At 67.1% G+C, this 26,999-nt stretch carries 26 protein-coding genes and 1 tRNA gene; 10 read left to right on the forward strand and 17 right to left on the reverse strand.

Annotated elements, in window-relative coordinates; translation table 11 throughout:
• Positions 1–38 precede the first annotated feature (38 nt).
• The 7 genes from QNO10_RS12220 to QNO10_RS12255 form a co-directional block, all read right to left on the reverse strand.
• Positions 39–530, reverse strand: coding sequence for a hypothetical protein (locus QNO10_RS12220; protein ID WP_229946946.1), 492 nt, complete (start codon positions 528–530; stop codon positions 39–41).
• A 76-nt stretch (positions 531–606) separates the two neighbouring features.
• Positions 607–1,005, reverse strand: a complete 399-nt coding sequence (locus QNO10_RS12225; RefSeq protein WP_229946944.1) for a TadE family type IV pilus minor pilin — start codon at positions 1,003–1,005, stop codon at positions 607–609.
• A 23-nt stretch (positions 1,006–1,028) separates the two neighbouring features.
• Positions 1,029–1,673 carry a DUF4244 domain-containing protein gene (locus QNO10_RS14625; RefSeq protein ID WP_502864952.1) on the reverse strand — a complete coding sequence of 215 codons (645 nt, stop codon included), beginning with the start codon at positions 1,671–1,673 and terminating at the stop codon, positions 1,029–1,031.
• An 857-nt stretch (positions 1,674–2,530) separates the two neighbouring features.
• Complete coding sequence (locus tag QNO10_RS12240) at positions 2,531–3,325, reverse strand: hypothetical protein (RefSeq protein ID WP_229946942.1); 795 nt, start codon at positions 3,323–3,325, stop codon at positions 2,531–2,533.
• Between the two features lie 121 nt (positions 3,326–3,446).
• Positions 3,447–4,649 carry a TadA family conjugal transfer-associated ATPase gene (locus QNO10_RS12245; protein WP_283995859.1) on the reverse strand — a complete coding sequence of 401 codons (1,203 nt, stop codon included), beginning with the start codon at positions 4,647–4,649 and terminating at the stop codon, positions 3,447–3,449.
• Positions 4,646–5,851 (reverse strand): septum site-determining protein Ssd, encoded by a 1,206-nt coding sequence (gene ssd, locus QNO10_RS12250; protein WP_229946939.1) that lies wholly within the window; start codon positions 5,849–5,851, stop codon positions 4,646–4,648. The genes QNO10_RS12245 and ssd overlap by 4 nt, the downstream gene beginning before the upstream one ends.
• A 157-nt stretch (positions 5,852–6,008) precedes the next feature.
• Positions 6,009–6,281 (reverse strand): hypothetical protein, encoded by a 273-nt coding sequence (locus QNO10_RS12255; RefSeq protein WP_229946933.1) that lies wholly within the window; start codon positions 6,279–6,281, stop codon positions 6,009–6,011.
• Positions 6,282–6,399: 118 nt separating this feature from the next.
• On the opposite strand from QNO10_RS12255, the gene QNO10_RS12260 reads away from it, so the two are divergent.
• On the forward strand, positions 6,400–8,112 hold the full coding sequence (locus QNO10_RS12260; protein ID WP_229946931.1) for a bifunctional 3'-5' exonuclease/DNA polymerase: 1,713 nt from the start codon (positions 6,400–6,402) through the stop codon (positions 8,110–8,112).
• 19 nt (positions 8,113–8,131) lie between these two features.
• Here the strand turns inward: QNO10_RS12260 and QNO10_RS12265 are convergent, their stop codons facing one another.
• From QNO10_RS12265 to QNO10_RS12275, 3 genes are read right to left on the reverse strand one after another with little or no spacing between them, the layout of a single operon-like run.
• Positions 8,132–8,815, reverse strand: coding sequence for an NUDIX hydrolase (locus QNO10_RS12265; protein ID WP_229946928.1), 684 nt, complete (start codon positions 8,813–8,815; stop codon positions 8,132–8,134).
• The gene (nth, locus tag QNO10_RS12270) at positions 8,812–9,609 is read right to left on the reverse strand and encodes an endonuclease III (protein WP_229946926.1); all 798 of its coding nucleotides are present in this window, start codon (positions 9,607–9,609) and stop codon (positions 8,812–8,814) included. The genes QNO10_RS12265 and nth overlap by 4 nt, the downstream gene beginning before the upstream one ends.
• A 54-nt stretch (positions 9,610–9,663) precedes the next feature.
• Entirely contained in the window at positions 9,664–10,950 is a 1,287-nt protein-coding gene (locus QNO10_RS12275) for a hypothetical protein (RefSeq protein WP_229946922.1), read from the reverse strand.
• Positions 10,951–11,250: 300 nt separating this feature from the next.
• On the opposite strand from QNO10_RS12275, the gene acs reads away from it, so the two are divergent.
• Positions 11,251–13,239 carry an acetate--CoA ligase gene (acs, locus tag QNO10_RS12280; protein ID WP_229946919.1) on the forward strand — a complete coding sequence of 663 codons (1,989 nt, stop codon included), beginning with the start codon at positions 11,251–11,253 and terminating at the stop codon, positions 13,237–13,239.
• Between the two features lie 73 nt (positions 13,240–13,312).
• On the opposite strand, the gene QNO10_RS12285 is transcribed toward acs, so the two are convergent.
• Entirely contained in the window at positions 13,313–13,735 is a 423-nt protein-coding gene (locus tag QNO10_RS12285) for an organic hydroperoxide resistance protein (RefSeq protein ID WP_229946917.1), read from the reverse strand.
• Positions 13,736–13,889: 154 nt separating this feature from the next.
• Here QNO10_RS12285 and QNO10_RS12290 point away from each other — a divergent pair, with 154 nt between their 5' ends.
• The 4 genes from QNO10_RS12290 to QNO10_RS12305 all read left to right on the forward strand — a co-directional run bounded on the left by QNO10_RS12290 (position 13,890) and on the right by QNO10_RS12305 (position 17,336).
• Positions 13,890–14,447: a TetR/AcrR family transcriptional regulator gene (locus QNO10_RS12290; protein WP_229946913.1), complete on the forward strand. Its 558-nt coding sequence runs from the start codon at positions 13,890–13,892 to the stop codon at positions 14,445–14,447.
• A gap of 91 nt (positions 14,448–14,538) precedes the next feature.
• Positions 14,539–15,873, forward strand: a complete 1,335-nt coding sequence (locus QNO10_RS12295) for an MFS transporter (protein WP_229946911.1) — start codon at positions 14,539–14,541, stop codon at positions 15,871–15,873.
• Positions 15,874–15,892: 19 nt separating this feature from the next.
• Positions 15,893–16,354, forward strand: coding sequence for a type II 3-dehydroquinate dehydratase (aroQ, locus tag QNO10_RS12300; RefSeq protein ID WP_229946908.1), 462 nt, complete (start codon positions 15,893–15,895; stop codon positions 16,352–16,354).
• 1 nt (position 16,355) lies between these two features.
• Positions 16,356–17,336 (forward strand): DUF2332 domain-containing protein, encoded by a 981-nt coding sequence (locus tag QNO10_RS12305; RefSeq protein ID WP_229946905.1) that lies wholly within the window; start codon positions 16,356–16,358, stop codon positions 17,334–17,336.
• A gap of 116 nt (positions 17,337–17,452) precedes the next feature.
• Here QNO10_RS12305 and QNO10_RS12310 read toward each other — a convergent pair whose 3' ends face one another.
• Positions 17,453–18,634 carry a MarP family serine protease gene (locus QNO10_RS12310; protein ID WP_229946902.1) on the reverse strand — a complete coding sequence of 394 codons (1,182 nt, stop codon included), beginning with the start codon at positions 18,632–18,634 and terminating at the stop codon, positions 17,453–17,455.
• A 222-nt stretch (positions 18,635–18,856) separates the two neighbouring features.
• Between QNO10_RS12310 and QNO10_RS12315 the strand changes: the two genes are divergently transcribed.
• Entirely contained in the window at positions 18,857–19,534 is a 678-nt protein-coding gene (locus QNO10_RS12315; protein ID WP_146360700.1) for a Crp/Fnr family transcriptional regulator, read from the forward strand.
• A 91-nt stretch (positions 19,535–19,625) separates the two neighbouring features.
• Here the strand turns inward: QNO10_RS12315 and QNO10_RS12320 are convergent, their stop codons facing one another.
• From QNO10_RS12320 to sp36, 3 genes are read right to left on the reverse strand one after another with little or no spacing between them, the layout of a single operon-like run.
• A complete protein-coding gene (locus QNO10_RS12320) occupies positions 19,626–20,537 on the reverse strand; it encodes an NUDIX hydrolase (protein WP_229946898.1) in 912 nt (303 codons plus the stop codon).
• Complete coding sequence (locus QNO10_RS12325; protein WP_229946880.1) at positions 20,530–21,012, reverse strand: RidA family protein; 483 nt, start codon at positions 21,010–21,012, stop codon at positions 20,530–20,532. Before QNO10_RS12325 ends, QNO10_RS12320 begins: the two co-directional genes overlap by 8 nt.
• On the reverse strand, positions 21,009–21,209 hold the full coding sequence (sp36, locus tag QNO10_RS12330; RefSeq protein WP_442860227.1) for a Sp36 family protein: 201 nt from the start codon (positions 21,207–21,209) through the stop codon (positions 21,009–21,011). The genes QNO10_RS12325 and sp36 overlap by 4 nt, the downstream gene beginning before the upstream one ends.
• On the opposite strand from sp36, the gene QNO10_RS12335 reads away from it, so the two are divergent.
• From QNO10_RS12335 to QNO10_RS12345, 3 genes are all read left to right on the forward strand, one after another.
• Positions 21,203–23,488, forward strand: a complete 2,286-nt coding sequence (locus QNO10_RS12335; RefSeq protein WP_229946875.1) for a transglycosylase domain-containing protein — start codon at positions 21,203–21,205, stop codon at positions 23,486–23,488. The genes sp36 and QNO10_RS12335 overlap by 7 nt on opposite strands.
• Positions 23,489–23,544: 56 nt before the next feature.
• Positions 23,545–24,450: a metallophosphoesterase gene (locus tag QNO10_RS12340; protein WP_229946896.1), complete on the forward strand. Its 906-nt coding sequence runs from the start codon at positions 23,545–23,547 to the stop codon at positions 24,448–24,450.
• 141 nt (positions 24,451–24,591) lie between these two features.
• A tRNA-Pro gene (locus QNO10_RS12345) sits at positions 24,592–24,668 on the forward strand.
• A gap of 70 nt (positions 24,669–24,738) precedes the next feature.
• Here QNO10_RS12345 and QNO10_RS12350 read toward each other — a convergent pair.
• Positions 24,739–25,653, reverse strand: a complete 915-nt coding sequence (locus QNO10_RS12350; RefSeq protein ID WP_229946873.1) for a phosphoribosylaminoimidazolesuccinocarboxamide synthase — start codon at positions 25,651–25,653, stop codon at positions 24,739–24,741.
• Positions 25,650–26,993: a phosphoribosylamine--glycine ligase gene (gene purD, locus QNO10_RS12355; protein WP_229946870.1), complete on the reverse strand. Its 1,344-nt coding sequence runs from the start codon at positions 26,991–26,993 to the stop codon at positions 25,650–25,652. The genes QNO10_RS12350 and purD overlap by 4 nt, the downstream gene beginning before the upstream one ends.
• Positions 26,994–26,999: the final 6 nt, after the last annotated feature.

A 26,999-nucleotide genomic window follows, 5' to 3' on the forward strand; every position in this document is an offset into this window, starting at 1 on the left:
GCCGGCGTCCTGGCCCTGGCTTCCTCCGTGCAGTTTTCTTAGCCGGGAGGCCCGGCACGTGCCGTGGCCGTGGCGGGATACGGCAGTGCAGGAACCCGCACCTGCGCTTCCACGGTGAGGATTCCCGCTTCGGGGTCCGCGGTGCACTTCCGCAGTGCTGCGTTGTTCCTTGCAGCCACTTCCCCCGCCACCCCGCAGGCGCCCCCTGGACCGGGACCGGCAGCGGCGTCGGATGCGGACCCGGCGACGGGTCCGGACCTTTGGCCCGTTGGCTGCAGACCACGCAGGGCATCGGCGCCGGCGAGCGCCGCCAGATCCGCAGCGGTGGCGGCCTGGACAGCACCCACCGATGCCTGCACCAGTACCAAGGCAGCTACCGAGAACCCCAGCAAGATGAGGCAGATACCGATCGCGGCAATCGTTCCGGCACCCCTGTCCTTCGTGTCGGAACTCCTGATCGTCGGGTCGGTGCCGTGCCGGTCGGTGTCATGTAGGTCAGTGCCGCGTCGGTCGGTGCCGCTGACGTCCATGCAGCTCCGGACACTCCGCGGGCGACAATCAGACCTAACCGTCGCCTGGCCCGTTGTGCGGGGCGGCGGGACGGTTTCAGCGCTCAGGTCTGGCCCCATCAGGCAGACCCCCATCCCCGGGAAAGGCGACGGCGTCGGCGGAGAGTTCCAGCGGCAGCAGGCTCAGCACTGGAAGGGACAAAGCCCTGCGGACCTCCACTACTGTCCACTGATCCTCTTCCGAAAGCACCAACTGAGCCGGGCTGCCCGCCAACCGCTCCACGGCAGCCTCTGCTGCTTCCCGGTCCGCACGCATGATCTCCCTTGCTGCTGCCCGGGCTGCCTCCTCCAGCCGCAGCTGTGTAACTCCCGCTGCAATGCCCGTTAACCCGCCTACAAGCACCAGCACAATGGCCGGCAGCGCCACGGCGAACTCTGCGGTGACGGCGCCCCGGTCCCGCCCACCCCTCGGATCCCCCGCGGCGGTTCCCGGCATCGCCATTCCTTTCATCCGTCCTTTCATCCGAGGGTCAGCGCGGACCGGATCAGGGACACCAGCATCGACCGGACTTCATCGCTTCCCAAGACCACAGCAAGGAGCCCGGCAAAGGCCACGGCAGCCAACGTGGCGATTGCATATTCCGCTGTAGCCATTCCCGCTTCCCGGTCGGACCAGGCCGGAGCGGAAAGCTCCGCGGCGGTAGTTCGGCGCCTTACAGCGGGTTTTGCCGCCAGGCCTGCTGCAGGGTCATCTTCCGGGTGTCCTCCTGAGCCGCCTTCGCGGGGAGAACCCATGACCGGTTTAACCAGCGTGAGCCTCCGGGTAACAGGAGCAGCCCGCCCGGACAGGCTGTGCAGTCCGTGGCGTCCGTCAGTCAAAGGATTGGGGCAGATACTGCGGACAGCGGCATTTTCGTCGGTCCGCAGAGCCGCACCGACCGGCGCAATGCTGACCGCGGACCCCGCCATGCCGGCGGAATCCACACCGTCGGAGCGCCCAGCAACGCCGGAGGAGGCAACGTTTCTCTCGGGCATCACAACGGCACCAGATCCAACGCTGCCAGCGGGCTTCCCACCGGCGTCACCGGGGACGGCAAGCGGCAGAAGGTGATGAGGCATGGCCGGGGACGGACGGCTGGAGATGGATGCGGGGATCGGTGCCATGGTATTTCCTCCTAGTGGAAAGTTTCTGAGGAACTCGATCCTGTTGCTGACCGGTTCGCGATAGATGCTCATGGTGTGCTGTTTGGAACAACCGGGCGCCGGCAGAGGGCTGTGGAGGAGGACACCGTTTCCTCCCCGCCGGCCGGGGCCCAGTGCCCTGCTGGAAACCCGTCATAAACCGCCGGGCAGCAGCGACAGCAGCAGCGGCACCACCGTCAGCGCGACGAAAGCGGGAAGGGAACACAATCCGAGCGGCACGACAAGACGCACCCCAAGAGCTGCCGCCCGGCGCCTACTCTCGGCTTGTCTGCGCCGTCGAAGGGAGTCGGCCTGTGAATAGAGGACGGCAGCTGACGGGGCTCCGATGGTTGCCGTAAAGCGCAGCGCCGGCCCAAGGGCCTCGAGCGCCGAGGAGGGTTGCACGAAGGGACCTGTCTGCGCGGAGGGACCTCTCTGCCCAGCCGGCACCGTTCCCGGCGAAGCCTTGGTCTGTCCCGGGGAGCGCTTGGTCCCCCGCTGCTTTATCCGGGCGGTCCGCTGTCCGGACGCGCCGCCGCCAGCTGAAAGCTGCCATGCGGTTTCCCAGGGAACACCGAGCTCCAGTGCCCCCAAAAGACGGGTAAGGTCCCGGCGGGTTGCCGGGTCCACCCCGTCGGCCAGTATCGCCAGCGCGGAGGTCAGAGGTTGCCCGGCTTCCAACATTGCCGCTATGAGGTCAAGCATCAGGGCGGGATCGCTGATCCAACCGCTCTGAGAATGTATAGAAGCCCTGCTGCGTTCCCGCGGCACCGGGCGCCTGCCCTCCGGCAGCAGGAGAAGTGCCGCCGCAGCCAGACACACAAAGACCACCAGGCCGCTCACCCCGGCCCCACCGAGGAGGGGCTTTGTGCCTCCCGCACCAGTCTCGCGGACCAGAGCCGCCCGGCCAACCAGAAGCCGCCGCCCGCCACGGCTGCCGCCCATCCCAGTGGTGTGGCCGCGAGTACGTGAAGCGGGTTGCCTCCCAGCAGGTAGCCCAGCAGCATTCCGCCCGCAGGAAGCCACGTCAGCAGCCGCACGGTTGCGCGGGGACCAGCAAGGGCCGCGTCGCGGTCGGCGGACGCATCCCGGGCGGCATCCAGTTGTCCGGCATAACGGGCGAGTACTGCAGACAGCGGGGCACCGCTGCGTTCGGACACCCGGATGCATACGGCAAGTCCTGCCCACAGCTCACGGAGCAGCTGCTCATGTGGCGAGCGGGCGTGGGAACGGGGAGGTGCAGGTCCGGACTGCCCGGCGCGACCCGATTGGCTTGCGGCGGCCAGAACAGGAACAGGACTGAACCCCATGGAAGCAGTGGCCGCTGCCGCCTGCAGCACGGGAGTGAACGGGTGAACAACGCCTCCGTTAGCGCTTTCCGCATCGTAAAGTGTGGCCGCGTCGGCCCAGATGCGGTGCGCCGGCCGTCCCGCCGCGAGGAGCCCAGCCAATTCGCGGACCAGCAGGGCAGGGGCGTCCCCCTCCACCCCGGCCCGGTTCCGCAGCCGCGACAAGGGCCGGGGCGATTGGCGCGGGCGCCGGTCCCCTGGAGGAATCAGCACCCGTCTTCGATCCGGCACCGTCCAAAACAGCACTGCCACTGCAAGCAGCACCGAGGCCGTCAGCCCGTCCATAGTTCCGCCGCCCTACCCACCACAGCCAATCGAGCGAATGGAACAGCCGGTGAAGCCAGTGAAGAGACCGTCGAAGCCGTAGTCAATGGAGCCACCACCGGACGGGTACGTGTCGCCATGGTCAGGCAGCCCCGTCCACACCATGTGCCGCCAATCGGCGCTCCAGTTCCGCCCACCCAGCACGCCGCTGATAACCGGTACCTGTTCGGACGAGCGCCGGAATGGCTGTCAGCCGGCCGCCCGCCATGCCCAGGACGGCAACTTCGGAAACAATGCGGCCACCCGCAGCACGGTTCAGGTGGACCACCACGTCCAAGGCAGCCGCCGCCTGCAGCTCCACAGCGTCCGGCGTCATCCCGGCGAGCGCGCCTAGAGCGGCCAGCCGGGCAGGGACGTCCGCTGCCGAGTTGGCATGGATGGTTCCACCCGCACCGTCGTGCCCGGTATTCAGGGCAGCCAGCAACTCCCGCACCTCTGCTCCGCGGCACTCCCCCACCACCAACCGGTCCGGGCGCATGCGCAGCGCCTGCCGGACCAGTTCCGCCTGGTCCAGAATCCCCGTGCCCTCCACATTTCCGTGTCTGCTCTGCAACCCGACCACGTGCGGGTGCACCGGGTTCAGTTCCGCGGCGTCCTCGACCAGCACCACCCTCTCCTGAGGCCCGCTCAGGGACAGCAAGGCTGAAAGCAATGTTGTCTTCCCGGTACCGGTTGCCCCGCTGACCAGCAAGTTCAGACGCTGGCGAACAATGTTCCGCAGTACGGTTTCGCACTGCTCGTCCAGGGTTCCGCCGCGCGCCAGCTCGCCAAGGGTGAAGGTCCGGTTCCGGTGGATACGGATCGACAGGAGCGTTGAACCCGTGGAAACGGGAGCAAGGACGGCGTGTACCCGGTAGCCCTGCAGCTGGACGTCGACGCAGGGGCAGGAATCGTCAAGCCGCCGCCCGCCGGCAATCACCAGCCGGGTGGCCAGCGCCTGTACATCGGAGTCCGCTGCGAAGCGCACCCCGGTCAGTTCCAGTCCCCGCCCGGCGTCCACCCAGACCCGGTCCGGTCCGTTCACCAGAATGTCGCTGACCCCGGGCAGCGCTGCCAGCGGCTGCAGGACGCCCAGTCCCTGGACTTCCGCTCGGACCCGGTCGACCGCGTGCAGGGCTCCCTCCGATCCCAGCAGCCGCCCGCTGGCCTGCACCGCCGCTGCGAGCCGCGCGCCGGTGACTGGCTCGGGATGGGCCAGCATCCGGTCCCGCACCCGCGCCAGCAACGGATCGGGGCCAATGGCCGGTGCGTAGCTGCCGGGAAAGGTGCCTCCGGTGGCACTCACGGGTGTGCCCCGGCTGGACGGGGCAGAACCTGGTCCAGTATCCGTCGGACGCCGCGCCTGATCCCGGGCCGCCCCAGACAGGACAGCACCCGCCCGGTGTCCATGGCCCGGTCCATCCCCTTCAATGAGGGAACATACCCCGCCAACGGGAGCCCGAGGGCCTCAGCGGTCCGCAGCTCATCAAGTCCGTCGCCGAGAGAACCACGGACCACAACTTGGACGGGAACCGGCCCCAGATACGGCAGCAGCGTACGTGCGGCCAAGATACCGGCGGCCCTGCCCGGAACCACCAGAAGCACCTGGTCACAGAACGGCAGCAGGCAATCCGGACCCATTGCACGGCCAAGATCCACCAGAGTCAGTCCATACCCGCTACGGGCCGCGTCCATGACCGCCCGGATCACCCCTACATCCGGGGAAGGTTGACCGCCGCCCCGTGCCAGCAAGGAAAAACCTGCCAGCGCCGGCAGCCCTGCTGCCAGCTGCACCGGGTTCAGGCTGCCGCTCAATTCCACCAGGTCCGGCCAGCGGATGCCCTCCAGCTCCCCGGCCCCCAGCACCCATTCGAGGCCGGCACCCCATGGATCCCCTTCCACGAGCAGCACGGGTTCGCCCCGGTCCGCCGCTCCGGCGCTCAGCCAACACGCGACGGCGGAAGCCCCGGCCCCGCCGCAGCCGCCCAGCACGCCCAGCACCACCCCGCCGGAAACACTCCGCTGCCTGCTCAAGTAACCGGCGAGCCACCCCGCGGCGGCGGGCAGGATGGCCACCCGCGCCGCAGAACTCGCAGCAGCAACATCCCAAATGCCGGTGTCCGGTGCCAGCCCCACCACAATGACCTCGGTTTTCCCTGCCCCCGGAGGTAAAGCACCCGGACTGGAAGCCGCCCGGACTCCCGGAATGCCGCGCTCGCCGCCCCCACGCTCGGCCAGTGACCGCACATGGTCACTGCCCAGCAGCAGCACCTCAGGTTCCAGTGCCAGGGCATCTGCGACGCCCGCGGCCACGGAGATTTCAACACCGGCTGCGGCAGCCAGGCGTGCCACTTCGTCCCGCAGCCCTTGGTCTTCGGCTACCAGCACCACGACGGCGCCCTCGCCAGGCATAGTCCCGCGCAACCGTCTGCCGCGCCTGCCGTCAGGCTCCGGCAGCGGCCCGGCGCGTCCCGACGCATAGGCTTGGGTGCCTTGTTCCTCGTTCATGCGCCCACCCTTCCGGGCGGGCTGCCTATCCATACATCCACAGCGCGGTCACTGGGGAAACCGACCAACCGTCAAGGACGTGTGGAGGGGAAGCTTCCGTGCAGAAGTCCTCTTTCAGTCCTACCGGGACTGCAGGGATTTATCGCCCCGGAGGACGCTAGGCCTTCTCCCCGAGACCCGGGGACACCGGGATGTAGTCGATCTTGTTACCGCCGCCGAAGGCCTTTTTCGGCACCCGGGAGAACCCCTTGGCGTCCAGGCCGTTTTTCGCCCGGAAAACTGCCAGCGCGTCGTCGTACGCCTGGTTAAGGACGGCACCGGACACCACTTCGCTGGTGCCGTCGGTGAACGTGATGCTGACGGAAATGGAGCCGGGGAAATGCCGGTCCATCCGGATGAAGCCGTCGGTGTCCTGCATAAGAGTGATCAAGTGGTTCCGCCTTTGGTGATGGTGAACCTCCAGTCTTCCCTATCCGGGCCGGCGGCGCGTGCGGAAGGCACGCAGCGCCCGTCCCCGGCCCGGGCCGCTTCCGGGTGAGAATAGAAGCATGTACATCGTCCTCGCCCCCGGCATCGGCGCTGCGCAGGCGGAGGACGAGACCTGGACCCTGCAGGAAACCGACGACGCCGGCGCGCCGTCCGCACCCGCCGTCGTCGTGACCCGCGACCGGCTGCCTGCCGCCGTCCGGCACTACGAGCAAACACCCGTCCGCTGGGTCTGGGAGACGGCGCGCGGCGTGTATTCACGGTTGCTGGCGGACGGAATCACCGTGGAACGCTGCCATGACCTCGCGCTGGTACGGGGCATCCTGCGGTTTGCCGAGTCGGTGCCCCCGACCCCGTACATCGAAAAGCTGCGTACGGCGGAAGAGCCCACCGACGCCGCACCCCGGCAGCTGCTGCCGGTCCGGCATTCCCCCGACCAGACCTCGATCTTCGATACCCTCGACGCCCCCGCCGGGACGGCAGGCGGACCGCAGCAGAGCACGGCCGCGGAACTCGCCGCCGAACTCGCGGACCAGCTGGACGCGGTGGCCCGGTCTGCATCCCCGGCGAAACTGAACCTGCTGGCCGTCGCGGAGTCCACGGGCGGGATGATCGCGGTGGAAATGGAAAACTCCGGCATTCCGTGGCGCCGGGACATCCATGAGGCCATGCTCGCCGAGGAGCTCGGCCCCCGCCCGCCCGAAGGCCAGCGGCCGGAGAAACTCGAGCAGCTCGTGGCGGAGCTGCGCCGGCTGCTGGGTAACCCCGGCTTCAACCCGGATTCCCCGCAGGAGCTCCTGCGCGCCCTGCACCGTGCCGGCATCGAGGTACGCAGCACCCGCTCCTGGGAGCTGCAGCAACATCACCATCCGGCCATCGAGCCGCTGCTGCAGTACAAGAAATTGTCCCGGCTCCTGACCGCCAACGGCTGGGCGTGGCTGGACGCCTGGGTGGACCGCGGCCGTTTCCGCCCCGAATACGTGGTGGGCGGCGTAGTGTCCGGGCGCTGGGCCTCGCGCGGCGGAGGCGCACTGCAGATCCCCAAGACCGTGCGGGACGCTGTCCGCCCGGATCCGGGCCACCGGCTGATCGTGGCCGACGCCGCGCAGCTGGAACCCCGCGTCCTCGCCGCCCTGGGGCAGGACTCCGCACTGGCCGCGGCGGCCCGCGGCAAGGACCTCTACCAAGGCATCGCCGACCGGAATTTCGAGGGTGACCGGGCGAAGGCCAAACTGGCGATGCTCGGAGCAATGTACGGCGCCACCAGCGGCGAATCCGGCCGGCTGATGCCGGTGCTGACCCGCGCCTACCCGCAGGCCATCGGCGTCGTGGAACGCGGCGCCCGGGCAGGTGAAGCAGGACAGGTGGTCAGCAGCCATCTGGGCCGCAGCTCGCCGCCGGTGTCGGAACGCTGGCTCCGCGCCCAGCAAAGCACGAGCGCCGAGGAACAGCGCCGGGCAGACTCCCTCGCCCGCGCCCAGGGCCGGTTCACGCGTAACTTCGTGGTGCAGGCGACGGCGGCGGAATGGGCCCTGTGCTGGCTGGCGGACATACGACGGCGGCTGCGGGCGGCGTCGTCGGCCTCCCCCGCGGGGGAACTGGTGTTTTTCCTGCACGACGAGGTGATGCTCCACGTTCCCGCCGGACGGGTCGAAGAGGTCAGCACCCTGGTGACCGAGGCAGCGGCTGCCGCCACGAGACTGCTGTTCGGGGATATCCCGCTGGAGTTCCCGGTGGTTGCGGTTGCCGTGGACTCCTACGCGGACGCCAAGTAGCTCCGGCTCAGAGATCCGGCTAGAGCTTGGGAACGATTTCCCGGCCCTCATCCCACGGCTGGGTCCAGCCCAGCTCGTCGAGCAGGCTCGAAAGGATAATGCCGGTGAATCCCCACACCAGCACCCCGTTGACCAGGAAGGCAGGGGTCCGGGGAGCACCCTTACGGCCCGGCAGGACGGCAGTGCGGCGGTTCTCCGGGTTAAGCAGGTCCGCCACCGGGACCCGGAACACCGACGCGGACTCGCCGTAGTCGACGACGTCCACCGGCGTCGGTTTATCCCACCAGCCCAGGACGGGGGTGACCAGGAAGTTGCTGACCGGCAGCCCTACCGGCGGCAGCGCACCGAGGACCCGGACACCGGCGGGATCCAGTCCGGTCTCTTCCTCCGCTTCGCGCAGGGCAGCGGCCACCACCGAGGCGTCCGAGGCATCCACGGACCCGCCGGGGAAGGCGACCTGGCCGGGATGGTCGTTGAGCGTGGCTGCACGTTCAACCAGCAGCACGTCGACGTCGCCGGGGACGGCCTCGGCAGAGAAGTCAGCGGGCCGGCTGTCCAGGACGCCGAAGAGGATCAGCACCGCCGCCGCACGCGCCGTGGCGGGGTCCACGCTGCTGCGCAGCTGGTCAATGTGGACGTTGAACTGCGTCGTGCCGGCGGCAGCCCCGGCGGCCAGCGCTTCAAGGTCCGTGAGAACGCTCATGCTTCCAGTCCGAAGCCCGCGGCCCGCAGCTGCGCACGGGTTTCCGCGGCCATCATCCGGGCATGCAGTTCCTCGCGTCCTGGGGCGAGCTCATACTTCAGCAGTTTCCGGGCCTTCACGGGATCAGTCTCTCCCTCCCCGTAGGACGGGCACAGCTGCGCGACGGGGCAGGCCCCGCAGGCGGGCTTCTTGGCATGGCAGACACGGCGGCCATGGAACACCACCCGGTTGGAGAGCGGCGTCCAGTCCCGGGGCTCGAACAGCGCCGCGACCTCTTCCTCGACCTTGACCGGGTCCGTGGCGGTGGTCCAGCCGAACCGGCGGGAGAGACGCCCAAAGTGCGTGTCGACAGTGATACCGGGAATGCCGAAGGCATTGCCGAGCACCACGTTCGCGGTCTTGCGCCCGACGCCGGGCAGGGTGACCAGGTCTTCGAGCCGGTCCGGCACCTGGCCGTCAAACTCATCCACCAACCGGGTCGACAAGGCTTTTACACTCGCGGATTTGGCCCGGAAGAATCCGGTAGGCCGGATGATCTCCTGCAGAGTCTCCTCGTCGGCCTCGGCCATTGCCTTGGCATCCGGATAACGGGCAAACAGGGTGGGCGTGACGGCGTTGACCCGGATGTCAGTGGTCTGAGCCGAAAGCACAGTGGCCACCAGCAGCTCGAACGCGTTGGTGAAGTCCAGTTCGGCAACGGCGTAGGGGTAGGCCTCGCCGAGCAGCCGGTTAATGCGCCGCGCCCTCCGTTTCAATGCGAGGAGGGACGGGTCGCTGCCGGTTGCCTTTGCCACTTATTGGTGTCCTTCTGCTGGCGGTCGTGCTGCTGGTGGCCGGGGGCCGAAAATCTACTGGTCGGCGTCGACGCGTTCGATGTTGCTCAGGTCGCGCAGCACACCAATGCGTCCCGTGCGCTTGTCCTGGACGAGGAATTCGTCGCCGCGGTCCTCCAGCCCCAGTTCCCAGTCACCCGGGTGGAACATAAACAGCGGCAGGCCGGTCCGCTCGTCGACAATCTGGCGGGGTGTGCCAACGGCGAACCAGAAGGCCTCCACAACGGGCTCGGACTCGTTGCGCGTGGCGGTAATCGGCTCCGCCGGGGTGGATTCCATTTCGTGGGCACCGGAGGCTTCGACACCGCTGGCACCCGCATCGCGGACGACGGGGTTCACGGTGGTGGCGGCCAGGGGCTCTTCGGCGTGCAGGCCGGAGGCCGCCGCGGCAGTGGGCTGGGCCTGCGTTGCCGGAGCTGCGTGCGTTGCGGGGGCAGCGTGCGTCGCGGGGGCCGCGGCGGACTGGGCCTGCGTGGCGGGGGCAGCGGCGGAGGCCTCGGGAGAAGAAGCGCCGACGACGGCGGTGCCGCCCGCGCCGGCAAGTCCGGCGGACGCGCCCTGGTGCGGTGCACCGTGCACAGTGGTGCGGGCGTCCGCCTCGCTGCGGCGCAGCGGGTTCGGGAAGCGGCGGGCGCTGCCTGCATTGTCCGTGCCGGTCGGCTCCGGCTTCGGACGCGCCGGACGCGGCCGGAGCGGCACGGCGTTACGGGCCGTCAGCGCGGCGGCGGCTTCGGGGCGGTCCTTGAATTCCCGGGCGAAGAACGGCAGGTGCGGAGCCAGGGTGGTGGACACCACCAGGCCCAGGGAGCCGATCAGGGCGACCATCGGGCCGACACTGAAGTCCGTCACCGTCTGGAGGAAGAAGAAGGCGAGGGCCAGCACCGCGGTCACGGAGGCGAACTGGTCCAGGGACAGGGAGCCGACGCGCGGCTTCATGCCCGGGGCGAGCCGGCGGCCGGCAAACAGGCCTGCGACCACCAGGGGCAGCAGGATTCCGATGCCGATGAAGAACAGGGAGAACGCGCTCCAGAGGTTGAAGTCCTCTTCGAACCCGAGGCGGGTCACCGTGAAGAAGGGCAGGATGCTGCCCACGAGCATCACGAGAACGGAACCGATCACGGCAATGTCACGCAGGCCGAACGGGCCGGCGAGGGCCTCCTGGCCGGCGGCACCGGGGTGCGCCTCCTGGCCGGCGGCACTGGGGTGCGCCTGCACGCCCTTGTCCGATGCGGAGGGGTGTCCACCGGTTTCGGAAGATCCGGCCATGGCGCGGGCCTCATTCTCAACAGGGGGGTTGTTCATACTGATCTCCATTCACGACTCCCGTCGCTGCACCGCACAGGTGCGCCGCAGAACGGTAGGCCGCATCTACGGTCCGTAGGCGGTTGCTTCCTCCTGACAGCCTAATCATGGACGGCGGGGCAGACTAGCCGGGCGGCGGCGCGTCCCGTAGGGAGTGACATACCGCTCACCGCATAATCGAGCCGTTTTGCATCCGATTAAGTGACCCCGGACACACTGGTCGAAATCCGGCGATAGGGTGGTTGGCAACCATGCACGATCTTTTGGTGCTGGATTTCAGCGACGTGAAAGGGTTCAACCATGTCTGATCAGTCCCCTGCAAAGAAGCACGGAGACGCCTTCGAGAACCTGCTGCATGAACACCGGAGCTTCCCGCCGAGCACCGAGTTCGCGGCATCGGCGGTGGCCCAGCCGTCCTTGTATGAGGAAGCGGCAGCGGAGGGTCACGAGTTCTGGGCCCGTCAAGCCAGGAACATCCTCAGCTGGGAACAGGATTTCACCCAGACCCTCGATTGGACGGATGCACCGTTCGCCAAGTGGTTCGTGGGCGGCAAGCTGAACGCCGCATACAACGCCCTGGACCGGCACGTCGAAGAGGGCCGCGGCGACCGGGTGGCCATCCACTTCGAGGGCGAACCCGGGGATACCCGGACCTATACCTACGCGCAGCTGACCGAGGAAGTAAAAAAGGCGGCGAACGCCTTCGAGTCCCTGGGCGTCAGCAAGGGTGACCGCGTAGCGGTGTACCTGCCGATGATCCCGGAAGCGTTAATCACCATGCTGGCCTGCGCCCGGATCGGGGCAGTGCACTCGGTCGTCTTCGGCGGTTTCTCCGCCGAGGCGCTGCGCAGCCGGATCGACGACGCCGAAGCGAAGCTTGTGGTCACTGCGGACGGTTCCTACCGCCGCGGCAAGCCCACCGCCCTGAAGCCGGCAGTGGACGAAGCACTGGCCAAAGACGGCCACACCGTGCAGAACGTCCTCGTGGTCCGCCGCAACAGCGAACCCGTTCAGTGGAACGATGGACTGGACCGGTGGTGGCACGACGTCGTTGACTCGGCAGACGCCGAACACACCGCCGTGGGCCACGACTCCGAGCACCCGCTGTTCATCCTCTACACCTCCGGAACCACAGGTAAGCCCAAGGGCATCCTGCACACCACGGGCGGTTTCCTCACCCAGACGGCGTTCACCCACCTGAACACCTTCGATCTGCACCCGGAGACGGACGTGTACTGGTGCACCGCGGACATCGGCTGGGTCACGGGCCACAGCTACGTCGCCTACGCCCCGCTGGTTAACGGAGCCACGCAGCTGATTTACGAAGGCACCCCGGACACCCCGCACCAGGGCCGCTGGTGGGAACTGGTGGAGAAGTACAAGGTCTCGATCCTGTACACCGCGCCCACCGCGATCCGCACCTGCATGAAGTGGGGCCGCGACATCCCGCAGAAGTACAACCTCGACTCCATCCGGGTACTTGGGTCCGTGGGTGAACCCATCAACCCCGAGGCATGGATGTGGTACCGGCAGGTCATCGGTGCCAACGGCGGCAAGAAGGAACATCCCGCACCCATCGTGGACACCTGGTGGCAGACCGAGACGGGCGCGCACATGATCGCCCCGATGCCGGGAGTGACGGCCACCAAGCCGGGCTCGGCCCAGGTTGCCGTGCCGGGCATCTCGGTGGACGTGGTCGACGAGATGGGCGAATCGGTACCCAACGGATCCGGCGGCTTCCTCGTCGTGAAGGAACCCTGGCCGTCCATGCTGCGCGGCATCTGGGGAGACCCGGAACGCTTCAAGCAGACCTACTGGTCCCGGTTCGACAACATGTACTTCGCCGGCGACGGCGCCAAGAGGGACGAGGACGGCGACATCTGGCTCCTGGGCCGGGTGGACGACGTCATGAACGTCTCCGGGCACCGGCTGTCCACCACGGAAATCGAGTCGGCCCTGGTCAGCCACCCGTCCGTGGCCGAAGCCGCCGTCGTCGGGGCTGCGGACGAAACCACCGGCGAGGCCGTGGTGGCCTTCGTCATCCTGCGCGGTAGTGCGAAGGACGACGACGACATTGTCACGACCCTGCGGAACCATGTGGGCAAGGAGATCGGCCCGATCGCCAAGCCGCGGCACATCCTGGTGGTTCCCGAACTGCCCAAGACCCGCAGCGGCAAAATCATGCGCCGCCTGCTCAAGGACGTCGCCGAAGGACGCGAAGCAGGCGATTCCAGCACGCTCGCGGACAACACGGTGATGCAGCAGATCGCGGCTTCCCTCAAGAAGTAGTCCGCCACCAACGACGGCAGGTGCCCTCCCCCGGAGCGGGGAGGACACCTGCCGTCGTTGGTGTCTGCGGGCGCTAGCCGACGGTGACGTCCAGGTCCACCTCGATGTTGCCGCGGGTGGCATTGGAGTACGGGCAGACCTGGTGGGCGGCCTGGGTCAGCTTCTCCGCAGTGGCTTCGTCGACGCCGGACATCTCCACGTGCAGTTCAACGCCCAGCTTGAAGCCGCCGTCGTCGTTCTTGTAGATGCTGACATCGGCGGTCACGGCGGCATCGGAGATCGGCGCCTTCTCCGCGCGGGCAATCATCTTCAGGGCGGAGAGGAAGCAGGCGGCGTATCCGGTGGCAAAGAGCTGCTCCGGGTTCGTTCCCTCGCCGGAACCGCCCATTTCGGTGGGAGTGGACAGGTTCACTTCGAGCTTGCCGTCGCTGGTGCGGGCCTCGCCGTTGCGTCCGTCGCCGGTTGCGGTGGCAGCTGCGGTGTACAAAGCGCTCATGGGAACTCCTTCAATGGGGAAGCCTTCGGTGGGGGGAAAGCATGTAGGATTCAAGGTAGACGAACTAGTACGTCTACTGCAAACGGATGACGTCTGCGGCAGCTGCGGATGCCGCCGCAGAACCCTGGTGAAGCAAGGAAACAGGAGAACACCAATGTCAGCGCAAACCGTGCGGGAGCGGATCCTGGAACAGGCTTCCGCCCTGTTTTATACCGAAGGCATCCGTGCGGTCAGCGCGGACAGGGTCATCGCTGCTGCCGGGACCGCGAAGGTGACCTTCTACCGTTACTTCCGCTCCAAAGATGACCTGGTGATTGCCTATCTGCAGGAGCAGTCCGCCCTGATGCGGGCGCGCGCAGCTGATCTGGATCCCGATCCCTGCGCAGGACTGCGCCAGTTCGCCGAAGCCATGGGGGTGGAGGCCTGCTCCGCAGGCTTCCGGGGGTGTCCCTTCATCAATGCTGCCGCGGAATACACGGATCCCGGCCACCCCGTCCGTGCCGTCGTTTCTGAACACCGCGCCTGGCTGCATTCCCTGGTAACCCAACGGCTGCAGCAGCTCGGCATCAGGGATACCGAAGCCCTCGCAGACCAGCTCCTGATGCTCCGGGACGGCGCCATGGTCCACGGCTATGTCACGGACGGCACCTCCGTCGGGCAGGCACTGGCGACGGCCGGCAAGGCTCTGATCCTCCCCCACCTCCCGAAATAAACGCACACGCCGCAGGCCGCCGATAAGCCCGGATGTGATGTTGGACTCACCGGCTTGGTGAAACCGGACCCGGATAGGACAATTCCTTGTCGTGTCTACTTCACCCGCAGCGGCCGCACCGGCCGCCCCCTCCCCTGAGTCTTCCAAGATGGCCCGCAAAGTAGCGGGTGCCTCTTTCATCGGCACTGCCCTGGAGTCCTACGACTTTTATGTTTTCGGCACCGCCGCTGCGCTGATCCTTAACCGGATCTTCTTTCCCGACGTGGACGCCGCGACAGGCATCCTCCTGTCCTTCCTGACGCTGGGCATGGGCTTCATCGCCCGGCCCCTGGGTGCCATCATCTTCGGCCATATCGGTGACCGGGTAGGCCGCAAGACGTCCCTCATCGGAACCATCGTGCTGATGGGTGTGGCCACCGGCGCCGTCGGCCTGCTGCCGGACTACAACACCATCGGCATCTGGGCGCCGCTGCTCCTGGTGCTGCTGCGCCTGCTCCAGGGACTTGCCGTCGGCGGTGAATGGGGCGGTTCCATCCTCATCGCCACCGAACACGCCGCTCCCCGCAAGCGCGCCCTCTACGCCGCCATCCCACAGATCGGCTCCCCGGTGGGCACCATCCTGGTCACCGGCATCTTCCTCCTGCTGACCCAGGTCTCGGATGAGACCCTGGCCGCCGGCGTCTGGCGCATTCCGTTCCTGCTCGCCTTCCCGTTTATGGGCATCGCGTTGTATATGCGTCTGGCCATCGACGAAACCCCGGTGTTCAAGGGTGTGGCCAAGGCCCACCAGATCACCCGGGTTCCGCTGCTGGAGGTGCTCCGCACCCAGTGGCTTGCCGTCCTGGTGGCGGCCTCGGCCGCGCTGCTGGGCATCGGTTCCTACTTCCTGATGACCACGTACACCCAGTCCTACGGCATCTCCGTCCTGGGCCTGTCCGAGTCCACTGTCCTAAACGCAGCATTGGTCGGTTCCGTGCTGCAGCTGGCGACCATCCCGGCGTTCGGCTTCCTGGCCAACCGGATCGGTTCGGCGCGGATGGTGCTGGCCGGCGCCGTCGCCACGCTGCTGATTTCCTTCCCGCTGTACTTCATCATCAGCAACGCCACCACGCCGGTCTACATCCTGACCATCCTGATCGGCGGCATCGCCCCGACCGCTGCCTGGGCTGCCCTGGGCGGGCTGATGGCCGATCTGTTCCCCGCCCGCACGGGGTTCACCGCCATGTCCCTGGCCTACAGCATTGCCGGCATCCTCTCCGGGTTCACCCCCTCCATTACCCAGGCATTCTCCACGGCAACCGACGGCGCCTGGTGGCATCCCGGCGTCGTCCTGGCCCTGATGTCCGTGATCACCATCGCCGGAGCGCTGGCCGCGCAGCGGATGACCCGGCGCAACACGGAGGCAACTGTGCCGGCAGAGGTATGACCTCCGGCATAGTTAAGCCATGACTACCACCGGCACGCGCAAGCTCCTGATCCTCAACGGACCCAACCTGAACCTGTTGGGCACCCGTGAACCGGCGATCTACGGCAGCTCCACGCTGGCCGATGTTGAGGCTGTGGCGGCAGCTGCCGCCACAGCCCGGGGCTGGACGGTGGACTGCGTCCAGTCCAACCATGAAGGGCACCTGATCGACGCCATCCATGCCGCGCGCGGTACGGCGGACGGCATCGTCATCAATCCCGGCGCCTACAGCCACACATCGGTGGCCATTCCCGACGCGCTGTCCGGAGTGGAGCTGCCGGTGGTGGAAGTGCATTTGAGCAATATCCACCGGCGCGAGGAGTTCCGCCACCACTCGTTCGTTTCCGCAGTGGCGCAGGCCGTGATCTGCGGCGCGGGAATCAGCGGCTACCGGATGGCGGTGGAGTACCTGATCGAGTCCGCGGAGCCCACCGGGAAATAACATGGACTCCACTGCGGACCGGTATGGACGTTTTGCCCGGGTTGAGGCCCGGGGATCGTCAACTGTCTACGAACAGTGGACCGAGGGCATCAGCACGGACCCGGAGGTGCTGGAGCTCATCGACGGGCTTCCGGAACACAAACGGCAACCCAACCTCGTCCTGGCGGCCGCCCGCAGCTGCGGCGCCGACGTGGGACCCTACCCGCAGTTCAGATCCTTCCTGAAGGAGCGCTGGGACGAGATCCGGTCCGTCATCCTGCGCCGGAGCACGCAGACCAATGAGCCCGGGCGCTGCGCTGCGCTCCTCCCCCTGCTCGCCCAAATCGCCCGTACCGAGGGGCGCCCGCTGGCGCTGATCGAAGTCGGCGCCTCTGCGGGGCTGTGCCTGTATCCGGACCACTATGGGTACCGGTACGACGGCGGTGCGGTCATCAACGATCCGGGCCGCGCGGACCTGGTCCTGGACTGCGTAACCACCGGCAACCCGCCGCTGCCACAGGCCTGTCCCGAGATCATCCACCGGGCCGGGGTTGATTTATCCCCGCTGGACCCCGCCGATCCCGGAGACGTGGACTGGCTGGATGCCTTGATCTGGCCGGGCATGGAGGACCGCAGGGTCCGCCTGCGCGCCGCGGCCGACACCGCGGCCGGGTCCCCCGCCCGGATAGTCCAGGGCGACCTGAATGCAGAGATAGCCGGCCTGATCGACGCCGCGCCTGCGGAGGCAGCCGTGGTGGTGTTCCACACGGCTGTCCTGGCCTACGTTCCGAAGGCGGACCGGGAGGTTTTCGGGGACACCGTATCCGCTTACCTCGGTGTTCCTGGACGCCCCGTGCATTGGCTCTCCAACGAAGGCCCCGGGGTGATGCCGGGACCGGAGGCAACGGAAGCCGGAACGGAGCCGGGACTGTTCCTGCTGCGGCACAACGGCAGGGCCGTGGCCCGGACCGGGCCGCACGGGCAGTCGCTCGACTGGCTCTAGCCGGTCATTTGCGTCCCGTGCGCAGCCCGGTCTCAGGTCCGGGCGAAGCGTCCCGTGCCGCGGCCGGGTCTCAGGTCCGGGCCGGCCCGCGGCCGGGCGTTAGTCCCGGAGCCGACCTATTTACTGGTGCACTGGCCGGCTGAAACCGGGCTGCTGTAACCGGGCGCTGCATCCACCACGGGGCCCACCTCGGCCAGCGACAGTGCGTAGCCGATGGGCTGGTCGCTGGTGGTCTTGGCAAAAATGACCCCGGCCAGCCGGCCGTCGACGTCGAGCAGCGGACCGCCGGAATTACCCTGCTGCACATTTGCGGCCAGGGTGTAGACCTCGAGCACCTCGGGTGAAGACCCGTAGATGTCCCGGACGGAAACGTCGGAAAGCCCCTCGACGCTGGCGGCCTGCAGCCGGAAGGGCCCGCCTGCCGGGTAACCGGCGAACGCGGCAGTTGCGCCGGGAGCCAGCGGCTCCCCCACCGGAATGGGGTCGGCGTCGAGGTCGTCCACTGCCAGGACCGCCAGGTCCCGTGCGGGATCGAAATAGACCACCCGGCCCGGCAGCACGGTGCCGTCGGGCACTTCCACCACGGGCTCATTCACGCCGGCGACTACGTGCGCGTTGGTGACCACACGGTCATCCGCCACCACGAAACCGGAACCGGTCTGGTTCTGTCCGCACTGGTAGGCCGTACCGGTGATCTTCAGCACCGATGCGGATGCGGTCTGGAGTGCCGGGGAACTCACTTCGGCACTGGGTGGTGCAACGGCCCGCGGTGCAGCGCTGTCGAGGATGGTCGGCAGCCCTTCGGAGACGGTGAAGGACCGGATCTGGGCGCTCCATGTCTTCACCTGCTCGGGAGTGGCATCGTCAATGGCGGTGAGCACCTTGGATGCGGCAATCTGCTGGGACAGGAACGGCACGCCCAGGGTCGTGACGCTGAAGGCGAGCATGGCCATGACCAGGGCGGCAACCACCAGGTTCGCGGCACCGCCGAGCACCCGGTCCAGGAACCGCAGCGGCGGGAAATTCATCCAGCGGCGGATCATGCCGCCCAGCGCAGCTCCGGCGGCATGCCCTACCAGCACCAGGACTACCGCTGTGGCGATCACCGCCGTCAGCCGCCAGCCGTTGTCCGGAACCCAGCCGGTCACCAGCGGAATGGCGAAGAAAGCCGCCACGGCGCCGGCCACGAAGCCGACTATTCCGCCGAGGGTTACCACCAGTCCGTTGCGCAGCCCTGCAACCAGGTAGAAGAGCAGGACGAGGAGCAGGATGATGTCCAGAAGTGTCAATCCGAGCACTAAGAGCTCCAAGTGTGTCAATCGGGTGGCGGGCGGTGGAAGACCGCTGCAAGGAACGAGTTTATCCGGACAACCTTCAGAAGCCGGTATAAGCCCTGGCCTGGCCGGCTGTGGCCTTTCCCTCTTTTTCACCCCTGCAGGTGAACAAACGTGCTTCAGGTGTCATAGGTGCGTGACGTACGGCAAGATAATAGGTAGAGACCACTATTTACAGGAGATTTCATGGATATCGAGGTATTGCGCCGCGCGCCGTTGTTCGCCTCTCTGGGAGACGACGTCTTCGCCGCCCTGACCGAAGAGCTCACTGAGGTCGACCTCTCACGCGGCGCCTCCGTCTTCCGCGAAGGCGATCAGGGCGACCAGCTCTATTTCATCGTCTCCGGCAAGATCAAGCTTGGCCGCTCCGCCCCGGATGGCCGGGAGAACCTGCTGGCCATCCTCGGCCCCGGCGAACTGTTCGGCGAGATGGCGCTGTTTGACCCGTCCCCGCGCAACGCCACGGCCACCGCCGTTTCCGAGACCCGGCTTGCCGGCCTGCGCCACGAGAACCTGCGGGCCCTGATCGAAACGCGGCCCGAGGTTTCCGTGCAGCTGCTGCAGGCACTGGCCCGCCGCCTGCGCCGCACCAACGAGTCCCTCGCGGACCTCGTTTTCTCCGACGTTCCCGGCCGCGTCGCCAAGGCCCTGCTGGACCTTGCGGACCGCTTCGGCCGCCCCGCGACCGATGGCATCCTGGTGGCACACGAGCTCACGCAGGAAGAGCTGGCCCAGCTGGTCGGCGCTTCCCGCGAGACCGTGAACAAGGCCCTGGCCGAGTTTGTCCAGCGTGGCTGGCTGCGCCTCGAAGCCCGCGCGGTTGTCATTCTTGACGTCCAGCGGCTGCGCCAGCGCTCCCGCTAAACCACGAAGAAAACCAATAAAGGCGGCGCCGGTCCCGGGGACCGGCGCCGCCTTTATTGTGCACAAATGTGCAACGGGGGTCCTTTGACCCCTAGCGTCCGTGCTGCGAAGAACCTTCGGCGCCGCTGGCGGGGCGCACCGCTACACACGGTTCGCCGTCCACTTCGACCAGCTCAGGGCGGTACACCGCCGCAGGCCGGCGGCTGGAGAGATACGCGATGCAGCCGCGGGCCGAGGCGACCTTTTCCAGCGTGAGTTCGACGGCGGGGACCACCAGCTCGCCCAGGGTCAGTCCGGTGGTGTCCGGCTGGCCGATTTCGTCGCCTAGAGCAGTGGTGTCCCGCGCTGCAATAACTTCCGCTGCCGGTTTCCAGTCCGCCCAGACGCCCTTGCCCTCCAGCAGTGTCGCGTCCTGCCCGGTCGGCTGGACCGCCGCAAAATAGCGGGTGTCAAAGCGGCGCAGGGCAAAATCCGCGCTGTGCCAGTTGGACAGCGGACGCAGCAGGTCCGTCCTCAAGCCGAGGCCACGGCGGCCCAGCAATTCCAGGAAGGAGGCATCCTGGGTTGCAACCGCGGTCCTTGCCGCCATCCACTCCGGACCCCGGTTGCCTTCCAGCAGCGATGATTCGTCGGGACCCGCCAGAAGGATGCCCGTTTCCTCGAACAGCTCACGGATGGCCGCCACCACATGGCGGCGCGCCAGCCGGGCATCGTCCGCGCCCATTGTCTTGGCCCATACGGCCGGCGCGGGACCGTACCAGGCGACCGTCGCGTCGTCGTTCTCTTCGATGCTCCCGCCCGGGAAGGCCACCTTCCCCAAAGGGGACTCGCCGCGCCGGTAGGACAGATAGGTTTCCGTGCCGCGCGGTGAGTCGCGGAGCAGCACGACTGACGACGCCAGCCGCGGTTTGCGGGGCGTCCGGTCCGGACGTTCAAACCAGCTTTGAGCCGCCACCCGCTGTGAGGGGGCTACGGGGAAAAGCCGGACGGTCGGGTTAGGCAAATTCAACGATCATTTCTACTTCAACCGGGGCGTCCAGTGGCAGTACCGCAACGCCGACGGCGGAGCGGGCGTGGCTTCCAGCCGTCCCGAAGACCTTACCCAGGAGTTCGGATGCGCCGTTGATGACGGCAGGCTGGCCGGTGAATGAAGGGTCGGAGGCGACGTAGCCCACTACCTTCACCACCCGGCTGACGCGGTCAAGATCACCAATCTGCGCCTTCACCGCGGCCAGTGCATTGACGGCGCAGATGGCTGCATAGGAAGCAGCCTCTTCGGCGCCCACCCCGGCCCCCACCTTGCCCGTGGCCGGCAGGACCCCGTCGACGAACGGCAGCTGGCCGGACGTGTACACCAGGTTTCCGGTGATTACAGCCGGGACGTACACCGCCACCGGAGATGCGACGGCCGGAAGGGCCAGCCCCAGTTCCCGGAGCCGGATTTCAACGGCCGATACTGCACCGGGGGCGGAAGTCACTGGCTTTTTTCACGTTTCATGTAGGCAACGGAACCGTTTCCGTTGGGCCCTGCAGCGATCTGCACCAGCTCCCATCCTTCTTCGCCGTGCATATTAAGGACTTGCCCGGGTGTGTGCAGTGGAAGAGGCGTAATGAAGTATTCCCATTTGGTCATAAGGGAAAGCCTAACGTGCTTGTAGACTGTCTCGCATGGCAGCACGCAAATCACCGTTCTTTGACACGGCGACCACCCTCGGAAAGCTCGTCGCGTTCTTCGGCATCAGTGCTCTTTGCGGAGTCCTGGCAGCCGGTCTCCTGGTTCCGGTAGCCGCAGCAGCCGGCACCGCCGCCTCCGGCTCGATCCAGTTCTTCGACCAGCTCCCTTCGGAGCTGCAGCGTGGTGCCCTCGCCACCCCCACGAAGATCTTCGCCAACGACGGCGCCGTGATCGCGACGGTGTATGACGAGAACCGCCAGCCGGTGACCCTCGACCAGGTGTCTCCGAACATGGTGGACGCGATGCTGGCCATCGAAGACGACCGGTTCTACGACCACGGCGGCGTGGACCTCCAGGGCATCATGGGCGCCCTGGTCTCCAACGCAACCAGCGACAGCACGCGCGGCGCCTCAACCATCACGCAGCAATATGTAAACAACGTCATCATTGATACCAACCTGCAGAACAACGAGGAAGTTGTTTTCAGCGGTGGAAAATCCGTGGGTGACAAGCTGCGCGAAATGAAGCTTGCCATTGCCGTGGAAAAAGAGCTGAGCAAGGACGAAATCCTTGAAGGTTACTTCAATATCGTCCCCTTCAGCGGCACCACCTACGGCGTGCAGGCCGCGGCCCGCTACTTCTTCAACGTCGACGCCAAGGACCTGAACGTGGCGCAGTCCGCACTGCTGGCCGGCGTCGTCAACGGCCCCACCTTCTACAGCCCGGAACTGAACCCGGAGCGCGCCCTGGAGCGCCGCAATCTGGTCCTCCAGGCCATGCTGGACAAGGGCCGCATCACCCAGGAGGAGTTTGACGCTTCCGTCGTCACCGAGCTGGGGCTGCAGATCACCCCCGTCCCCAGCGGCTGCGTTGGAGCCGAGCAGGCCCCCTACTTCTGTGACTACGTGATGCAGCTGGTCCTCAACGACGAAAACTTCGGCGCCACGCCGGAGGACCGCAAGAAGCTGCTCTACCGCGGCGGGCTGACCATCAAGACCACCCTGAACTCAACGTTCCAGAACGCCGCACAGACGGCCGTAAATGAGACTGCCAACCCGGACACCACCGACGCCGAAATCGGCCACTCGATGGTCAGCATGGAACCCGGCACCGGCAAGATCCTCACCATGGCCCAAAACACCCGGTTCACGCCGGAGTTGGCGGACGGCAACTCGGTCCAGAACTTCAACGTCGATGCCTACCTGAACGGTGACCCGAACAAGTACATCAACGGCCTGGGCGGCTTCCAGCCCGGTTCCACCTACAAACCGTTCACGGTTGCCGCCTGGCTGGACGCGGGGAAGACGCTGAACACAACACTGAACGGCAGCAAGCGGACCTACCCGGCAGGTACCCGCTGGAATGCCAGCTGCTACCAGGGCGGCGCCTATGTGAGCACGGATCCCTGGACGCCCATTAACTACGGCGACAAGAACTACAAGAACACGACCGTCCTGGATGGTCTCGCACAGTCCTACAACACCATCACCCTGTCCGAGGCCCGCGAGCTGGACCTCTGCAAGTACCAGGAGATGGCCTTCGCCGCCGGCGTGCATAAGGGCAAGAGCGCCGAGGGCGAAGTGGAGATGCTTTCCGTGGATCCCCCCTCCACCTTCGGCGGCGGCGACGACGTTTCGCCGCTGTCCATGGCCACCGGGTTCGCCACGTTCGCCGCGGAGGGCCTCAAATGCGAACCGATCGCCCTTGAATCGGTGACCGGAGCTGACGGTGCCACCTACAAGGTGCCCGAGAAGTCCTGCGAGCAGGTGATGCGCAAGGAGGTTGCCCAGGGTGTCAACATGGCCACCCAGCGGGTGATGACCAACGGATCCGGCATCAACCTGCAGGTCGGCGTGCCCACAGCAGGCAAGACCGGCACCAATGACTTCCGCTCCCAGACCTGGTTCATGGGCTACAGCACCGGCATGGTGACAGCCTCCTGGCTCGGCAACTGGAAAGCCAACAACACCACCATGTCGGACAAACTGATCGGTGGACGGATCTATCCCGAAATTGACGGTTCTCTTATCGCAGGTCCCTCGTGGAAGAACTTTATCCAGCGGATTGCGGGCCAGTACGACGCCAAGCCGTTTACCAATCCGCCCGCCAGCATGATCGGCGGCGATTCGTCTCCCCGCGCCACGCCGCCGGCGTCCCCGGCAGCGTCGCCGGCCGCATCCCCGCCAGCAGAAGCGCCGGCTTCCCCGCCTGCTTCCCCGCCGGCGCCCCCCGCCGCGGGCCCGACGCCGCCGGAGGGCGGCGGCGGGGGGAACGGCTAGTGGCTGATTCTCCCCTTGCGTCCGCCGGACGGAAGGCTGCCTGGCTGGCCGGCGGTATGGCCGGAACCGGGGCTGCGGCCCTTGCCTACGGCGTCCTGATTGAACGGAACCGCTTCGGTGTCCGGGAGGAAACGGTCCGCGTCCTTCCGGCCGGAAGCCCGTCCCTGCGCGTCCTGCACCTATCGGACATCCACTTTGTTCCCGGCCAGGACCGCAAGGTCCGCTGGCTGCAGGGCCTTGCGGATCTGGAGCCGGACCTCGTGGTCAACACGGGCGACAACCTGAGCCACTCCCAGGCCGTTCCCGCGGTGCTTGAGGCGTTGAAGCCCGTGCTGCGGTTCCCGGGTGTTTTTGTCCCGGGGTCCAATGATTACTACGCGCCGGTCTTGAAGAGCCCGTTTACCTATTTCACCGGGCCGTCGAAGCACACTCGCGAGCCGAAGGAACTCCCTTGGACCACACTGTTCGGGTCGTTCCAGGACGCTGGCTGGCAGGATCTGACGAATACCAGCAGCACTTTGGACCTGCCGGGCCTGCGGTTGAATTTTTCCGGCGTTGATGACCCGCATCTGCAGCGCGACAGGTACCCGGGCTTTGCCGGAGACGACGTGCCGGCGGACAACACCGCTGCTGCGGGAACCAGTGCAGCCCCCGAAGTGAAGATCGGCGTCGCACATGCTCCCTACCAGCGGGTGCTCAACCAGTTCACCGGCGGTGGAGCCGACATCATCCTCGCCGGGCATACCCATGGCGGGCAGGTCTGCATCCCCGGCTACGGCGCATTGGTCAGCAACTGCGACCTGCCGACGTGGCAGGCCCGCGGCCTGACCTCATGGGCGCACGCCGGACGGCGGGTGCCCTTGAACGTATCGGCCGGCATCGGCACGTCCCGGTTCGCCCCGGTGCGCTTTGCCTGCCGCCCCGAAGCGGTCCTGCTGACGCTGGCAGCCCGCGACTCCTGAGCCCCGTTCCGGGCCGGAAACCGGCCCGGAACGGGCGTCCGGTGGCCCTGCCGGGGGTCCGTTTCGCGGAATCCGGGATTCTCTAGTATCCTTGTAAAGTTGCTTCGCGAGGTGGTCAAACATCTTGGAAAGCAGTGGTTACGGGGTGTGGCGCAGCTTGGTAGCGCGCGTCGTTCGGGACGACGAGGTCGCAGGTTCAAATCCTGTCACCCCGACCAGCAAGTGTCCGGTCAGAGAAATCTGACCGGACACTTTTGCGTTAAGCACCCGGTGCGGTGCCGGGCTGGATTAGGCGAAGGTCTTCCCGGTGAGCCGCTCATAGGCCTCCACGTACCGGGCCCGGGTGCGTTCGACGACGTCGGCCGGCAGGAGCGGCGGAGCGGCATCGGAATGCCTGTCCCAACCCGATGCCGGGGAGGTCAGCCAGTCCCGTACGTACTGCTTATCGAAAGACGGCTGGGCCTTCCCCGGCGAGTACAGCGCCGCGTCCCAGAAACGGGACGAGTCCGGGGTCAGTACCTCATCCCCCAGGGTGACGGCACCGGTCAGCGGGTCCCTCCCGAACTCCACCTTGGTGTCGGCAAGGATGATCCCGCGTTCCCGGGCAACGGCTTCGGCCCGGGTGTAGATCTGCAGCGTCAGCGAACGCAGCTCTTCCGCGGTGCCGGCGCCCACCGTGTCCACCACCGCTTCATAGGTGATGTTCTCGTCGTGTTCGCCCTGCTCTGCCTTGGCCGAAGGGGTAAAGATCGCCGGTTCAATCCGGGACCCATCCTGGAGCCCGTCCGGGAGCGGCAGCCCGCAGACGGTCCCGGCTGCCGTGTACTCGGTCAGCCCGGAACCGGTGAGGTAGCCGCGGGCGATGCACTCGACCGGGAACATCTCCAGCTTCCTGCAGATCATTGCCCGCCCCGCGACCGCCCCGGGAACGCCCTCGTTCGCGGAGATCACATGGTTCGGGATGTCCCCGAGCTGGTCAAACCACCACAGGCTGAGCTGGGTCAGGATCCTGCCCTTGTCCGGGATGGTGCTGCCCAGGACATGGTCATAGGCACTGATCCGGTCGCTGGCCACCACAAGCACACGGTCACCGGCGCCCTCCGCGCCCGCTGGAACGTACAGGTCCCGGACCTTACCGGAATAGATATGCCGCCAGCCCGGCAGCCGGGGCGCGCCGCCGGCCGGGCTGTCCGTCCCGCTCACGCCAGTTCCCCCTCATGGGCAACATCGGGTTCCGGCGCTGCCCCGCCGCCGTCCCCTCCCGCGCTGCCTTCCGGCACCCGGACTTCGCCGCGGGCGGCCTTGAGGGCAATATCTGTGCGGTGCTGGGACCCTTCCAACCGGATGAGGTCGACGCCGGCGTAGGCGCGGCTCCTCGCCTCTTCCAAATCCGTGCCCAGCCCGACGACGGCCAGCACCCGGCCCCCGGCGCTGCGCACCTTGTCCTTCTTCAGCCTGGTGCCGGCGTGCAGAACATGTACACCTTCCAGCCGTCCGGCTTTCTTCAAGCCGCGCACCCGGTCCCCGGTCCGCGGGCTGTCCGGATAGTTTTCGGCGGCCACCACCACGGCGACGGCGGGCCGGGGGTCCCATTTGAGCTGTTCCATGGCGTCGAGGCTGCCTGTGGCCGCCGCCATCAGGAGTCCGCCGAGCGGGGTCTTCAACCGGGCCAGCACCGCCTGCGTCTCGGGATCCCCGAAGCGGGCATTGAATTCGATGACCCGCACCCCGCGCGTGGTCAGGGCCAGCCCGCAGTAGAGGACGCCGACAAAGGGAGTGCCGCGGGATGCCATTTCGTCGATGGTCGGCTGCGCGACCCGGCGGACCACTTCCTGCACCAACCCGGCCGGAGCCCAGTCCAGCGGCGAATAGGCGCCCATGCCCCCGGTGTTCGGGCCGGCGTCGTCGTTGAAGATCCGTTTGAAATCCTGGGCAGGAGCCAGCGGCACCACATGCCGGCCGTCGGACAGTACGAAGAGCGAAACTTCGGGGCCGTCCAGGAATTCCTCGATGACGACGCTGCCGCCGGCGTCGAAGCAGGCCCGGGCGTGGTCGAGGGCTTCATCCCGGTCCGAGGTCACCACCACGCCCTTACCCGCGGCAAGCCCGTCGTCCTTGACCACGTACGGGATGCCGAAAGTGTCCAGCGCGTCCGAGGCCTCCTCGAGGGAGCTGGCTACCCGCGCCATGGCGGTGGGCACGTTGGCCGCTGCCATGACCTGCTTGGCGAAGGCCTTGGAGGCTTCGAGCTGTGCGGCAGCCTGCGACGGGCCGAAGACTGCGAACCCCGCTTCGCGCAGGGCATCTGCCACTCCGGCGGCAAGCGGCGCTTCCGGGCCGATGACCACCAGATCGGAGCCGAGGCTGCGGGCCAGTTCCGTGACCGCAGCGGGGTCATTGGCGTCAACGGCGTGGACCGGGACCAGCTGGGCAATGCCCGCATTGCCGGGGGCTGCGTGGACCTCGCGGACGTAGGGATCGGCCAGGAGTGCTCGGACAAGGGCATGTTCGCGGCCGCCTGGGCCAACAACGAGAACCTTCACAGTAGA

Source organism: Arthrobacter sp. zg-Y919, from assembly GCF_030142045.1.
Classification (GTDB): Bacteria; Actinomycetota; Actinomycetes; order Actinomycetales; family Micrococcaceae; genus Arthrobacter_B.

What these genes read in the sequence shown, in the direction of transcription:
- QNO10_RS12315 (WP_146360700.1), top strand. Translation starts at nt 18,857, where the DNA reads ATGGATATCGAGGTATTGCGCCGCGCGCCGTTGTTCGCCTCTCTGGGA.
- QNO10_RS12220 (WP_229946946.1), bottom strand. Translation starts at nt 530, where the DNA reads ATGGACGTCAGCGGCACCGACCGACGCGGCACTGACCTACATGACACC.
- acs (WP_229946919.1), top strand. Translation starts at nt 11,251, where the DNA reads ATGTCTGATCAGTCCCCTGCAAAGAAGCACGGAGACGCCTTCGAGAAC.
- QNO10_RS12265 (WP_229946928.1), bottom strand. Translation starts at nt 8,815, where the DNA reads ATGAGCGTTCTCACGGACCTTGAAGCGCTGGCCGCCGGGGCTGCCGCC.
- QNO10_RS12260 (WP_229946931.1), top strand. Translation starts at nt 6,400, where the DNA reads ATGTACATCGTCCTCGCCCCCGGCATCGGCGCTGCGCAGGCGGAGGAC.
- QNO10_RS12225 (WP_229946944.1), bottom strand. Translation starts at nt 1,005, where the DNA reads ATGCCGGGAACCGCCGCGGGGGATCCGAGGGGTGGGCGGGACCGGGGC.
- aroQ (WP_229946908.1), top strand. Translation starts at nt 15,893, where the DNA reads ATGACTACCACCGGCACGCGCAAGCTCCTGATCCTCAACGGACCCAAC.
- QNO10_RS12335 (WP_229946875.1), top strand. Translation starts at nt 21,203, where the DNA reads ATGGCAGCACGCAAATCACCGTTCTTTGACACGGCGACCACCCTCGGA.
- QNO10_RS12340 (WP_229946896.1), top strand. Translation starts at nt 23,545, where the DNA reads ATGGCCGGAACCGGGGCTGCGGCCCTTGCCTACGGCGTCCTGATTGAA.
- QNO10_RS12290 (WP_229946913.1), top strand. Translation starts at nt 13,890, where the DNA reads ATGTCAGCGCAAACCGTGCGGGAGCGGATCCTGGAACAGGCTTCCGCC.
- QNO10_RS14625 (WP_502864952.1), bottom strand. Translation starts at nt 1,673, where the DNA reads ATGGCACCGATCCCCGCATCCATCTCCAGCCGTCCGTCCCCGGCCATG.
- QNO10_RS12285 (WP_229946917.1), bottom strand. Translation starts at nt 13,735, where the DNA reads ATGAGCGCTTTGTACACCGCAGCTGCCACCGCAACCGGCGACGGACGC.
- QNO10_RS12275 (WP_229946922.1), bottom strand. Translation starts at nt 10,950, where the DNA reads ATGAACAACCCCCCTGTTGAGAATGAGGCCCGCGCCATGGCCGGATCT.
- QNO10_RS12240 (WP_229946942.1), bottom strand. Translation starts at nt 3,325, where the DNA reads ATGGACGGGCTGACGGCCTCGGTGCTGCTTGCAGTGGCAGTGCTGTTT.
- QNO10_RS12305 (WP_229946905.1), top strand. Translation starts at nt 16,356, where the DNA reads ATGGACTCCACTGCGGACCGGTATGGACGTTTTGCCCGGGTTGAGGCC.
- ssd (WP_229946939.1), bottom strand. Translation starts at nt 5,851, where the DNA reads ATGAACGAGGAACAAGGCACCCAAGCCTATGCGTCGGGACGCGCCGGG.